Here is a 12700-nt window from a genome sequence, read left to right as displayed (position 1 = left end):
GGACCCTTTTCTGGCAATACTGTTCGGTGCGGGCGGTCGGCTCGGAGTGTCTGGGCTCACCGACCGGCATCGAACCAACCTCCATTCGATGTACGACCGATTTTGGCCACGGCCTTGGCGATCGGATCGCGGAAGTGGTTGGTCATGTCCTGCAGGGCCGTAGTGCCTGATGAATCGACGACGAGCTCCCCGTAGTTCTGGTGAGTTCCGGACCCGATGAATGAGGCGAACTTCACCCCTTCAGCACCGATCTGGGAAAGGGCGTTTGCACCGTCAGAGCCTGCCAGGGCGGTGAGGCTCGAGGCGAGCTTTCCAAGGTCCCCAGCCTGTGACTGCTGCATGATCTGCTGTCCGGTCGTCGTGGACGCCGACACCGAACCGAGCTTGGACGCGTCGGTCTTCTGGCCACCGCTGAGTGTGCCCACCGCGATCTTCGCGAAGTCGAGGATGTGGGGGAGTGCGCCGAGGCCGGCTCCGATGATGTCGCCGGTTTCGATGGCGTGCCAGAGCTGTTTTTGGAGTTCGCCAGCGGTGTTCGCCAGACCAATGATGTCGAGATTCCCGACGACGCCGACGATCATCGAGATGATCTGTGCGGCGCCGGATGGGTCGGGAATCATCGCGATCAGGGCCGCCGCGGTCTTGTAGTCGAGCCCGGCGGCGAGCGTGATGAGTGGCTCGAACAGGACATTGATCCGGTCGAATTCGGCGTGGACAGCCTTGACCTTGGCCATCGGATCGAGACCCGGATCGAGAACAATGTGCGGGATCCGGTTGAACACGATGTCGAGGACTGCAGGGATGTTGTTGGCGAGGTCGAATGCGTTCGTCCCGATGTGCGTGACCTGGTTGATGAGCACGCTCGGCTTGATGATCGAAAGTGCGTCCGCCGCGAGTGACAGACCATCAGCCGGAGTAGCGGCCAAGGGGGAGACCTGAGTGGACAAGGTATCCACCGATGTCTGCAGCTGCTGCACCTGATCCGGCGTGGAGGCATTCTGAACCGTCCGCGCGATGGTGTCCGCGGCCTGAAATGCACTCGTAAGGTCGATGCCTTTGACCTTGTCGACGAGCTGGCCGGCGGCGTATTCGGGAGTCGACGCGTCCGCGGTCTTGAGCGTCTGTTCCACAGCCGGATTCTGGGTAACCCAGCTGGTCGTATCGACCACCGGAACAAGGGTGTTGGCAACATCTGTCGCCGCCGATTCCATGCTCTTCAGGTCCGGAGCGCCGGACTGCAGCTGTTGCTGGAGGGTCTCGATGTTGCCGGCCAATCCCGGAAGATCGACCTTCGAGTAGTCGGACACCAAGGCGTTCTGCAGACCCGCGGTGGTGGGCTGAAATCCATCGCTCTGCTGCGGACCGGAAGCAGTCGGAGGCTGCGCAAGCACCCGTCCAAGTCCGGCGAGCAATCCATCCTTGCCGGCGTTGGTCGAGCAGTAGAGGTCGTCGGGGGCGCAGTACGAACGCGTGACTGCAGCAGTCTTTCCGAACCCGCCCGGCCTGGCCCCCGCGATCCCAACACCGTCGACGGGAGGACCGACGAGAGTGTTGTCGCCATTCGAACTCTGCCGTGGGTCAGCAACAAGACCGACAGCGATCAACTTCTCTGCCGGGATCGGACCCTTGTCGTGGCCGATCAACCACGCCAAGTCGCCGGCCACGTCCGCACCCTGGCTGTAGCCGCCGAGTGCGAACAGAGTGTTCGGGCATTGCGTTGCACGAGTCTGCATCACGCGCGCGCCGGCCGCGATGCCAGATGCCTTACTGATGCCATAGGTCTTGCCCTTGTTGAAGGCGGACGCTTCGTACGCCGGATAGGTGATCTTGATGGAGCTACCGAACAGCTGGGAAAGAGGATCGGTGACCTGCTTGAGCAGACCCTTCGCGACGTCGGGATTGGCGGTCGAGTCCGTCTCGAACGTTCCCGGCATCATCACCACTTCCACTGCCGGGCAGCCCGATGATGCCGGCGCCGCCCCGGCCTGACTTGGCGACACAACCGCGATGAGCGAGGCGAGGAGTGCAGCGAGCAAGGAGGCGACGAGCAGGGCAACCCGGCCGCTGTCGTTGGCGCGACCGTCCTCAGATGATGGTGCGTGAAGGTTTGTCATGAGTGTTCTCTCTTCGTCAGCGATACAGCGCCGGCACGATGACCCGACCGCTGTCGATATGAGTGGTGATGTCGCGGGGCAGAAAGTCAGCGACAGTGAGAGCGACTCTGCTCATCACATGCGAGGACTCGGCGAGCAGTCCGGGACGAGCGATTGCGGGGCGGGTGAGTGCAGCATCGAATCCTCGCGTCGCTTCGAGGAGCAAGGACGTTTCGGTCAGAAGAAACGCCGCCGCGATGAAGACCATGACGGTGAACAGAGGCGCGAGACTACGGATCATCAGATCACCGCAGTAGTCGTTGCAGTCCGACGACGACCACGTGCAAACCGGGGTCGAGGAGTCGGCGGGTTGGAGGCGACGACACTTTTGCGAATGCGTGTGACCGCGCGGTAGAGCCGCTGGCGAAGCGCTGCCGGAGTCATCCCAATCTCCGCGGCAATCACGGCCAGGTCGCAATCGGTCTGCTCGAGGTATGCCCGCTGAATCAGGGTGCGATCGAGGTCGTTGATGACCTTCTTTTCGACCGCCCAGGAGAGCAGAGCCGGAGCAGAGATATCCGCTTCCGGCTCGTTCTCAGCACTGTCGGACTCGTCCATGACATCGGAGGCGGGGATCTCCTGGGTGAAGGTTTCCTCGCACGTGATCTTCTTCAGCGTGTGCAGGAAGAGCGCCGCGTAGACGTTCTCACCGGAGGGCCTGTAGGTGGCGATCAGTGACATAAACGTGGCCACAGTGGAGGCCGCTCTCTCATCGCACGCGTAATACCGATCGTGCCCACTGACCCGTGCGTGGCGCGTCAGGGAGATGAGCTTGCCGAGCATCAGCTGCAGTAGCGCTCGCCCGGCAAGGGCGCTTCCTTCCTGATGCAGTCTCAGCAGCGCCAGAAGCACACCATCACGATCTCGGCGGTGCGCCGCGGCGAGATCGTTGAGATCCGCGACGTCACGGAGCGCGGCCCGGCTCACCGACCACGTCAAGACTTCGGCGGCGGGGCGAGCGCAGAGGTACATCCACTCGGTGTTCAAGCGGCTGTACAGATTGCTCTGCGCGGTGCTGCGAACCGGCGTTGCCGATGACGCTGTGATGGCGGTGGGTGCGTGGGTGGACGTTTCCACGATCGGTCTCCTCTGGGCGCGGGCGAGGTGGTCTCGCGCCCAGTACAGCAACCGGATATTGCCTCTGACCTGCGTGTTTGTTGTTGCCGGAGGGGCTGTCGTTATTGCCAGGGCGTTGTTGCCGTGAAGGTTCCGGCTGTGCGGCGGTGGGCCAGGGAGTGCCCCTCACGTGCGCTCTTTCGGCTGAGGCAATAACCCCTTGGTGACTGCAGAAAAACTTCAAGAAAGTTTCGCGAACGATGTCACTCAAGCCCCCGGACCCGGATCTTCCTCCAAGTAGAAGCCCACTTTTTCTGTGTGGCGCTCTTCCACACCCCAGTCGCCAGGAGGACCGGATGCACGAGCTCGACAACTCGCTGCAAGCCCAGCTGCACGATCTCGGCTACGTGCACGCCGTCACCGAGGAGATCCGTCGAGTCGCGGCAGCCCTGGCGGTGAACCCTCTCGATGAAGAGGCGAACACTTCGCTGTGGCTGTTGGTGTTCGTCGAAGCGCCAGCCGCGCGCGCCGCGCTGTCGCGGGCGTCCGCATTCGACATCGCGGATTCCGTCCCCGATTGCAGAACGTCCGACCCGACGACAGAAGCCGGCATCCGATGAAAATCGACCTCGCGAAAATCAACAACTTCGGCCGCAGCCCCAAGAGCAAGACCGATCCCGCGACTGAAAATAGCGTCGACTCCGTTGTCGCCGAAGCCGAGGAGTTGGCGCGCGCGGTGCGTGCACAGTGGGGCCTTCGGCAGGTGTGGACCACCCGACTTCTCAAGGCAGGAATCCTTGCCGCACTCGGCGCCGGAATAGTTGCCCTGATCCTCGTCGTCTTCGGATCCTCGCCCACCCCGAACCTCACCGACAACGCCACCAAGGACACCGCAGACGTCGACACAATCGGTCAAGCGAAAGCCGAAGATCTTGCTCGGCAGTTCGTCGTTGCCTGGCTCCAGGCATCGCGTGGGAATGAACAAGAACTCGATCATTTCGTCTCGGGAAGCCCCAGCCTTCCGACCGCGCCGTTGTTTGCCGCGACTGATCCGGCCGTCGCGTCGATCGACTACGAGCAGAAGTCACGGACATACGCGGTGACGATCTCGGTGTCAGTTCGAGCCGCCTCGGACGCGAATGCGGCCACAGTTCGTCGCTACTTTCAGGTGCCGGTTGTGGTCACCGAAGCGGGCGTGAGGGCCGCCGCACTCCCCGCCGAAGTAGCTGAACCGTCGACCTCGATCGACGTCAAGCTCGGCTACAAGTACCGGGTCGCCAACCATCCCATCGCCACGTCCGCGCACGAGTTCCTGTCCGCGATGTTGACCGGCAACGGGGAAGTAGCGCGCTATCTCACGCCGGGGGTTTCGATCGCCCCGATTGTTCCGGCGCCGTATCGCAGAGTGGCAATCACCGATGTCTATTCGTCGGAAGACCTGAGTGCTGCCAGTGCATCGGCACCGCTGCCTGACGGTGATGTTGTGCGCCTCCTGGTGACGGCAGCGCAGAAAGTCGCCGAGGTCGATTCGGTCAGTGGGCAGTACGCGCTGACGATGACCTCCCGCGGCGGCCGGTGGGAGGTCAGCGCAATTGACGCAACGCCGTTGTACCCGCCGGCGGCACCCCGAACACCATCCTCGTCAACGACCGCACCGAGCTCGACCACACCAAGTGCCGGTGCCCCGGAGTCCGCATCGCCTGATTCAGGACAGACCCCCGCACTTTCGGTGCCGACTGCCGGCGACGTGCCGCTTTTTTCCCCGTCAGGAACCGATCCTCATTCATCCGGAAGGTAACCCATCATGTCCATTGCGCTCGCAACCACCGATCCCAACAACGCGGTCCTCGCCGCAGGGCTTTTCGACAAGGCGCAGGAGTTCACCAGCAACGGCAAGCTGCTCCTCCAGTCGGCCGCCGGCTGCCTCGTTTTGTTCTTCCTTCTCAAGAATCTGATGGCCTCATTCACAGTTGCCCGGCTCATCACTTCCGCGCTCATCGGCGGTGCAGCACTGTGGGTCGTCTTCAACATGGACGTCCTGAAGGACTCGACAGGTGAGGAGTTGGAGAGCGCTCCCGCCGTGGTGCACATCGTGGCCGAGCCGATTTCCGGCTTAGACCTTCCCGTGTGATCTCCGCTCGTTCGCACCGGCTGAAAGATGCCTTGCCAGCACTGACCTCGTTGCGCCACCGACCTCTTACAAGGAGGGCTCCCATGTTCGATGTAGCTAGCACTGCGGAAGCGGGTTCGCGGCTTCGCCGGCATGAAGTCACGAGTGGGCCGGTGCTGCGATGAGTGACGATCGCACCACCGGGGAAGTCATCAAGAACTTCACCCGCGCTCGCAAGGTGCCGCAGCTGATCGGGCGTACACCTGACGGAAAGAAGCTGCCGTTCGGTCCCTACACCGTTCCGCAAGCCGTCAGCGGCGCAATCGTCGGTGCGCTCCTGTGGCTCCTGCATCCACTGTGGCTTCGGGACAGCATTTCCTGGAACGTCGGATTCTTCGCCTTCTGGTCACTGGGCACCGTCTTTGTCGTCGGCAAAGTCCGGTTTGCCGGCCGGAGCCCCGCCTCAGTGGCACAGGGAATCTGCGCCGCAGCCTTCGCGCCGGCCGGTGCCAAGATCCAGATCAACGGCCGCCGGGTGACCATCCGGCCACCCCACCTCGTGCGTCCGAGTGGCTACATCACTGCCGACCCCACGGCCGCCGAACTCAGCGCCACGGTCGTCCCGCAGGCCGTGCACATCGCCACCGCCGAGGTCACCGAAACCGCATCGGCGGAACCTGTCGCACCACGACCGCAGACCTCCGCTCCGGTGCCCACACCGGCAAGCGGGCCCACCCATCGCGCCGGCCGATCGAGCGTCAAGGAACTCCTCGCTCTGGCTGCTGCAGGCACCTCCGAGTAGAAAGCACCGCCACTATGGAACAGCCGACACTGTCAATGGCCGCGAACATCCGGTGGACGAAGTCCGGCGTTGTCTGGGCGGACTACGTGCTCACGGGCATCGACTACGGTTACCGCCCCGATGTGGACAAGCGCACTGCTCGTACCCTGCACACGATGCTCGTCCGCGCCCTTCCGGGCGAGTCACTGTTGATGGGCATCGCAGCATCGTTGAGCGCCGAAGCCATCGTTTCCCGAATGACCGAAGGCGTCGATCTCGATGCACACCCGGACTGGGCAACCGAATGCGAAGCGACTCTCGACTCGATCGAGCTATACCGCCCGGGGCAGAGGATCTACTGGCTGAGCATTCCGCTGACCACACCCAAGGTCGTCGATCAGGTCAAGGCCGCCGCTCATTCGGCCTGGACCACACTCTCCGACTACATCGGGCTGCCGCGGACCGCACTTGACGATGACGAGATCCGGGCCCGTGTCCGGCAGGCCAACCGGATCATGGCCGACATCCCCGGTGTCTTCGATCCGCAACCTGCCACTCCCGCTCAGATGGTGTGGCTGTGGCAGCACGCGATGACGCGCGGACTGCATGTCGACCCTGACCTGCCCGACGCAGCCGTGACGCCAGGAGCAAAGTCAGGTGCCGCCCTGACCGCATGCCGGATCGACGAGGGCGCCCAATCGGATCGAGAGAAGGCTTCGGGTTGGCGAGGCAAGGTCCCGACGTTCAGTCGGGTCCTGAAAGTCGACCAGCCGTACGAAATCGTCGACCACCCGGCCTCCTACCAAGTGCTCCTCGCGCTCGCTGACACCCCCGCCGGTGGCGTCTATTTCCCCGGCTCGGAGTTCTTCACCCTCGCTGACGACTTCGGCGATATTGATGTCGATTTCGCCGTACGGCTCAAGGTAACCGCCGGTGCCGATGTCATGCGAGCGAACAAGCGCGCACTCGAGAACCTGAAGGAGCAGTACGAACAGCGGGAAGGAGAGTTGGCCGGCGGCCAAGGTGTTCTCGACCTCGCTGCCGCCGCGTTGACCGAATACACCTCGTTGCTCGAGACGAACCGCGATGAGGTCGAGGTTGCCTGGACGGCGTTGTTCGCGGTAGGAGCTGATTCCGAGGAGCGTGCACTCGCTGATGCGAAGGCATTGGTGAAAGCGTTCGAACAGCAGGAATACAAGGTGGTCGCGCCGGTCGGCTACCAGGAAGACCTGTGGTGGGCGATGTTGCCTGGCGTCCCCACATCGAAGATCGTCCGCGAGTTCGCGCAGATCACCACATCGACGCATTTCGCGGCGTACATGCCGTTCATTCGCAACGAACTCGGCGATGGCAGCGGTCCGCTGTTGGCACTGAACATCACCACCTCTCGGATCGGTGTGGTTCACCACGACGTCGCCGGAAAGTCCCTACGCGACCAGTCCGGATCCTTCGCGGTCACCGGTGAGCTCGGATCGGGCAAGTCGGTCACCATGAAGGTGATCGCCGGCCAGGTCGTCGACTGCGGAGGGCAGGTCATCGGCATCGACCAAAGCGATCTCGGCGAGTACGCCAACTGGGCACGCGCCGTCACCGAAGCAGTCGTGGTCGACCTCGTCGAACCCGAATACAGCATGGATCCACTGAGGATCTTCGAGGCCGGACTCGCAGCAGAAATGGCCCAGTCCGTGTTGTTGACACTGCTCCGGATCCAGCCTTCCTCAGACCTGGGCATCGCATTGGCAAAAGTGATCGAGCCCGAATACCGCGCAGAGCACCCCTACCAGGGTTTGGGCGAGCTGACCGAACACCTCCTGTCCGGTGCTTGCCCGATCGCCCACGCCCAAGATCTCGGCGAAGCAATGAACGTCTACGCCCGCCGCACCTACGCGGCGGCACTGTTCGGCAAAGATCTACCCCCGCTGCCCATTACTGCTCCCGGCATCATTTTCCGCACCCACAAGGTCGACTTACCAACCCAGCTGCAGACCGAGAAACAACACCTCTACGAGAACCTGCCGCTGGAGAAGCGGTTCGGCCACGCGGTGTACACCCTGATCGCGAAGGTCGCCCGCGGACAGTGCTTCGCCGACCCCGACCAGATGGCGTTGTTCCTCGTCGACGAGGCACACCACCTCCTGGGCGCCGACGACGGAGTCGACATCGTCGAGGACTTCGTGCTGCAGGGCCGCAAGTCCTCGGCCGCCGTGGGACTCGGCGACCAGGACTGCGCGTTCGGCACCCCGAAGCTGCGCGGACTGATCAAGACCCGCATCGCGCACCGTCATACAGACGAAACCCTCGCCAAGCGCGCCATTGAATGGCTTGGCCTCGACCCGGACGACTACGGACTGGTCAAGCAATACATGGAGCAGACAGCTCCGGTAACCGGAAAAGACAAGTACGTCGAACCTCACCGCCGCGGTGAAGGTTACATGCGCGATGGCAGCGGAAACGTCGGCCGTATCAAGACGCTGCTGCCTGCAACCGAGTCTCGCCGAATTGCAGTGTCGACCACTCCGAAGGACAACAAGCTGGTGAAAGCATGACCGCGGCCGCGGCGTCCTCCCGTGAACGGGAGGTGGTCGGCGGCCCCGAACCCCGGGAGTATTTCAGTGTCCGCGCCGCGGCCAAACGCTCACTGCTGTGGCTTGTCACCGCATGGATTCCGCAATCCTGGCTGACCGCACTGATACACCTGACCCGTCCAGTAACCCGCTGGCTGTGGGCACGCTGGTGGAGCCGGCTACTCATCCGCCTCATCGCCGGCTGGCACGCGGCCGGCGCCCTCTTGATGATCGTGGCCACCCCGGCTCTCGCCGATCCCGCCGGCGGCGGCGGTGCGAGCCCGTTCTTCGCCTGGATGAATCTGAAAGATTCGCACGGCATCGACGCGTGGAGCTATTTCCTGTCCATCGACAAAGGCAACGCCTCAGTGGGCGGCGGCTGGCGCATGATCTGGGCGTACATCATCACCCTCGAATACGAGGTCTTCCGCTTCCTGATGGCAACGGCCATCTGGTTCATCACCTGGGTGCTCTCGTTCGAATGGCTCGACCTGATCCTCACACCCGTGCGCACCATCGCCGACTCGGTCACCACCATCACCGACCAGTTCGCGCTGACCCCGCTGATGCTCACAGTCGCCGGACTCAGCGTCGCCATCTGGATCATCCGCGGCCGATTCTCCACCGGAATCTACGAGCTCCTCATGTCCTGCGTCATCGCGGCCGCGGCCGCGGGCGTTCTCTCGAACCCGGTCGATCGCGTCCTCGGGGACAACGGACTGGTGCTGTCGGCGCGAGATGCCGGCCTGGAAGTCGCCTCCGGGCTCGCCAACGGCGGTGATACCAGCGGAAACCCGCAGACCGAGATCGAAACGATCGAATCGAAACTCATCGACACGTTCATCCGCCAACCAACGCAACTGATCAACTTCGGAGTCGTTCTCGATGCCCCGGAAAACAACGGGAAATGCGTCAAAGAGTTCGACGCCGCGTACCTCGCGAAGCCCAAGGAGCCAGGACTCGCAGACAAAGCGCAGGACGTCGTCTCCGAGATCGCCCCTGGGGCAGGCGTAGCCCTTGACCTGATCAATCCCGACGCGAAACCGGAAGACCGCGTCAAAGATGCCATCGCCAAATGTGAGGGGGAGGACGGGCCGATGAAGGCCTATGCCGACAACCCCGGTCCCGGACAAGCGATGGGCCTGTTTTTCCTGATCTTCGCCGGCGCACTCCTCATGGCCTTCGCGATCTACCTCGCCGGCCGATTGATCATCGCCGCAGGTGTCTCGATCGGCAATGCCATCAAATCGATACCAGGAGTCGTCCTCGCCATCGCACCCTCGATGCGCGGGCAGTTCTGGCGGACCATCGCCAACGTCGCAATGGCGTTGCTGCAGATGATCTTCGCCATCGTCTTCCTCGTGGGATACGTCATGGTCGTCGAGGATCTCTTCGCTGCAGACGAATCGAACCTGATCCGCACGGTGTTCTTCGTCGACATCTTCCTGGTCACCGCACTTCTCCTCTTCCGCCGAGCGGTCAAGGGAATGAAGCGAATGTCGGACAACCTGGCAACAATTCTGACTAAACGGCCCAACGTCGCACCGACCGCCATTAGTCGCTCAACGCCCACCACAGCGCGCGACATTGCTGCGATGGCCGCCAACGGACGCCACATGTACCAGGGCGGAAAGGCCGTGGTGAAGGGGGCAGGAGCACTAGCGAAGAAGTCCGGCACTGCCGCGGCAACGACCGGAAAAGTCGCAGCCGGAGCCACGTCGACCGCAGCAACCGGCGGGGCAGCTGCAGTGCTGGTTGCCGGACGGGTCCTCTCCTCGACGGCGAAGCGAGCGAAGAACAAGGTCGACTCGATCGCCGATCCCGACAGCTACCCGAAGTCCACCTCAGGCACGGTCGGTGCCCAGACCAGTCGTGGAACCGCGGCTACGAACGCTGCTGCCGACGCTGTCCGGAGTCGACTGTCGAAAACGGCGGTGTCGGACAAGGCCGGCATCAAGCACCCCATCGGGGTCGCCCCGTCGTTGCCGGTCGCCAACCCTGGCCAGGTCCGCGCCTCGGCCACCACGACCAGTAGCCCTGACGGTCGCCGATTCCGCGAATTCACCACCACATCTGGGGCGCCGGTGATGTTGCCGACTACACCGAGCCGCACCCCGCGACCAGCCAGACCCGCCTCTCCTGAAACAGGGGTCCCCAACGGTGCAGGGTCGAAGACTGCTCAGCTGCTCGCTGCCGCCGCGCAGTCCGGATCCGCGCCGGTAGTCACGCCGAGCGCACTGGCTCACCGAGCTCGCTGATGGCGCTCCTCGACACACCACCGTCGACCCCGGACGCACAGGAAGGCAGCTCGAAAAAGTGGTGGTGGCTGCTCGCCGGAATACCCGCCTTCGCCATGGTCATCATGATGGCTCCGATACTGGTCATCCTCGCGACGACCGGTAGTGACACGAACTGCGGTCAACCTGTGCCAGACGCCGGGGGCGGCAGCCTCATGGGACTCAAGCCCGGATCCCTCGCGGTCCCGATGGCCGAAGGCACCTACACAATCAGCTCACCCTTCGGTATGCGCGAGACAGGCATGCACGACGGCCAGGACTACGCAGCACCACTGGACACCCCGTTCTACGCCGCCGGTGACGGCGAAGTCATCGCCGCCGAGCCCGCCGCCGGCTACGGACACTGGATTCGGATCCGGCACACCATCGAGGGCCAGATCGTCGAATCCCTGTACGGGCACATGCAGGCGTCCGGGGTCCTCGTCCACACCGGAGACAAGGTCACAGCGGGCCAACTGATCGGCAAGGTGGGCAGCGAAGGACAGTCGAGTGGACCGCATCTTCACTTCGGCGTCTACCCCGGAGGCTGGTCACTGGGCGGGGGAGTAGATCCCATTCCGTGGCTCAAACAACAAGGAACCATCTCGCCCACTCGAGGACCAGCAGAGCTGGTCGCACATACCGATTCCACCGGTGGAGATCTGCCACCGCTGCCCGCCGACAAAGGCAGCGAAGCGCAGATGCAGGTCGACTCGATCCGCGTCATGCGCACAATCGCGGCGGCCTTCCCCGAGATCACTACCATCGGCGGTTGGCGCCCCACGGACGACGTCGCCCAGGACCACCCCGCCGGGCGCGCGGTCGACATCATGATTCCCGACTCCGCGAGCGCCCAAGGGAAGGCACTCGGCGACAAGATCGCCCTGTACCTCCAACAGAACAAAGCGGCCCTCAGCGTCGAGTACGTGATCTGGCAACAGCGCTACTGGGACGGCACCGGTGACTGGTCGCTGATGGAGGACCGTCACGGCTACACCGCAAACCACTTCGACCACGTACACGTCACACTCGAGGGCGGCGGGATGCCGACCGCCGACTCCCACTACGGCAGCGCTCCGGGCGGTACGACCACCACGGAGCCGTGCCCGCCAGAGGTCGGTGATCAGACCAGGTTCGCCCCTGGCAGCATCCCGCCGCAATACACCAACGCAGTCTCGGCTGCTGGGTCTCTGTGCCCAGAGGTGAGCCCGGTTCTGGTTGCCGGCATCGTTCAACAAGAGTCCGGGTTCAACGAAAAGGCGGTCAGCAAGGGCGATGGCGTAAACCAGGGCGGCGCCGAAGGAATGAGTCAGTTCATGCCGGAGACCTGGAAGGCTTTCGGTACGGATTCCGGTCTAGATCGAAGCGGAAAAGCGGAACCACCGAACGCTGCCGACCCGTTCAATCCGTATGACGCGATCGCCTCGGAAGGGCGCTATCTCTGCCACATCGCCGACTACCTTCGACCGCATCACGACAGTGGAGCCGTCAAGGGCGACTTCACCGATCTGATCATCGCCGCCTACAACGGCGGGGAGGGTGCCGTCGTCACTTACGGCGGGATTCCGCCATTCGGCCAGACCCAGGCATACGTGCCGGCCGTGCGTGAGCACATGAAGAAGTTGACAGCCTGACACCCGCCAGGACGTTATTGCCACACCGAGATCGTGCGCAAATGCCACCCACCGCCCACGCCGACCTACGTCGACTGCACCACTGACCTACAGGTTCCCGCAGGCCAGGACCGTTAATGGGCCTCC

The 12700-nt window shown here is 63.4% G+C and carries 10 protein-coding genes; 7 read left to right on the top strand and 3 right to left on the bottom strand.

All coding sequences use genetic code 11. The features are described 5' to 3' along the window. Window positions 1-56: 56 nt before the first annotated feature. The 3 genes from GO592_RS42015 to GO592_RS42005 are packed head-to-tail and all read right to left on the bottom strand — an operon-like array spanning window position 57 to window position 3230. Window positions 57-2114 (bottom strand): cutinase family protein, encoded by a 2058-nt coding sequence (locus tag GO592_RS42015; protein WP_012686741.1) that lies wholly within the window; start codon window positions 2112-2114, stop codon window positions 57-59. Between the two features lie 16 nt (window positions 2115-2130). Continuing rightward, window positions 2131-2394 (bottom strand): hypothetical protein, encoded by a 264-nt coding sequence (locus GO592_RS42010; RefSeq protein ID WP_012686742.1) that lies wholly within the window; start codon window positions 2392-2394, stop codon window positions 2131-2133. Further along, window positions 2394-3230 carry a sigma-70 family RNA polymerase sigma factor gene (locus GO592_RS42005; RefSeq protein WP_012686743.1) on the bottom strand — a complete coding sequence of 279 codons (837 nt, stop codon included), beginning with the start codon at window positions 3228-3230 and terminating at the stop codon, window positions 2394-2396. Before GO592_RS42005 ends, GO592_RS42010 begins: the two co-directional genes overlap by 1 nt. 335 nt (window positions 3231-3565) lie before the next feature. On the opposite strand from GO592_RS42005, the gene GO592_RS42000 reads away from it, so the two are divergent. From GO592_RS42000 to GO592_RS41970, 7 genes are all read left to right on the top strand, one after another. Further along, window positions 3566-3829 carry a hypothetical protein gene (locus tag GO592_RS42000; RefSeq protein ID WP_012686744.1) on the top strand — a complete coding sequence of 88 codons (264 nt, stop codon included), beginning with the start codon at window positions 3566-3568 and terminating at the stop codon, window positions 3827-3829. Beyond that, a complete protein-coding gene (locus GO592_RS41995) occupies window positions 3826-5007 on the top strand; it encodes a conjugal transfer protein (RefSeq protein WP_012686745.1) in 1182 nt (393 codons plus the stop codon). Before GO592_RS42000 ends, GO592_RS41995 begins: the two co-directional genes overlap by 4 nt. 6 nt (window positions 5008-5013) lie before the next feature. Further along, window positions 5014-5340, top strand: a complete 327-nt coding sequence (locus tag GO592_RS41990) for a hypothetical protein (protein WP_012686746.1) — start codon at window positions 5014-5016, stop codon at window positions 5338-5340. A gap of 160 nt (window positions 5341-5500) precedes the next feature. Next, window positions 5501-6121 carry a hypothetical protein gene (locus tag GO592_RS41985; protein WP_012686747.1) on the top strand — a complete coding sequence of 207 codons (621 nt, stop codon included), beginning with the start codon at window positions 5501-5503 and terminating at the stop codon, window positions 6119-6121. Between the two features lie 14 nt (window positions 6122-6135). Further along, window positions 6136-8646: an ATP-binding protein gene (locus tag GO592_RS41980; protein ID WP_012686748.1), complete on the top strand. Its 2511-nt coding sequence runs from the start codon at window positions 6136-6138 to the stop codon at window positions 8644-8646. Beyond that, on the top strand, window positions 8643-10922 hold the full coding sequence (locus GO592_RS41975; RefSeq protein WP_012686749.1) for a hypothetical protein: 2280 nt from the start codon (window positions 8643-8645) through the stop codon (window positions 10920-10922). The genes GO592_RS41980 and GO592_RS41975 overlap by 4 nt, the downstream gene beginning before the upstream one ends. Continuing rightward, window positions 10922-12574: a M23 family metallopeptidase gene (locus GO592_RS41970; RefSeq protein WP_012686750.1), complete on the top strand. Its 1653-nt coding sequence runs from the start codon at window positions 10922-10924 to the stop codon at window positions 12572-12574. The genes GO592_RS41975 and GO592_RS41970 overlap by 1 nt, the downstream gene beginning before the upstream one ends. Window positions 12575-12700: the final 126 nt, after the last annotated feature.

It is taken from the genome of Rhodococcus sp. 21391, assembly GCF_016772255.1.
Classification (GTDB): domain Bacteria; phylum Actinomycetota; class Actinomycetes; order Mycobacteriales; family Mycobacteriaceae; genus Rhodococcus_F; species Rhodococcus_F opacus.
Note: the sequence above shows the minus strand (reverse complement) of the source record. Positions and strands in the feature narration are given on the sequence as shown.

Coding starts and splice junctions, on each gene's coding strand:
- GO592_RS42015 (WP_012686741.1), bottom strand. CDS start 2,114: ATGACAAACCTTCACGCACCATCATCTGAGGACGGTCGCGCCAACGAC.
- GO592_RS42010 (WP_012686742.1), bottom strand. CDS start 2,394: ATGATCCGTAGTCTCGCGCCTCTGTTCACCGTCATGGTCTTCATCGCG.
- GO592_RS42000 (WP_012686744.1), top strand. CDS start 3,566: ATGCACGAGCTCGACAACTCGCTGCAAGCCCAGCTGCACGATCTCGGC.
- GO592_RS41995 (WP_012686745.1), top strand. CDS start 3,826: ATGAAAATCGACCTCGCGAAAATCAACAACTTCGGCCGCAGCCCCAAG.
- GO592_RS41990 (WP_012686746.1), top strand. CDS start 5,014: ATGTCCATTGCGCTCGCAACCACCGATCCCAACAACGCGGTCCTCGCC.
- GO592_RS41985 (WP_012686747.1), top strand. CDS start 5,501: ATGAGTGACGATCGCACCACCGGGGAAGTCATCAAGAACTTCACCCGC.
- GO592_RS41980 (WP_012686748.1), top strand. CDS start 6,136: ATGGAACAGCCGACACTGTCAATGGCCGCGAACATCCGGTGGACGAAG.
- GO592_RS41975 (WP_012686749.1), top strand. CDS start 8,643: ATGACCGCGGCCGCGGCGTCCTCCCGTGAACGGGAGGTGGTCGGCGGC.
- GO592_RS41970 (WP_012686750.1), top strand. CDS start 10,922: ATGGCGCTCCTCGACACACCACCGTCGACCCCGGACGCACAGGAAGGC.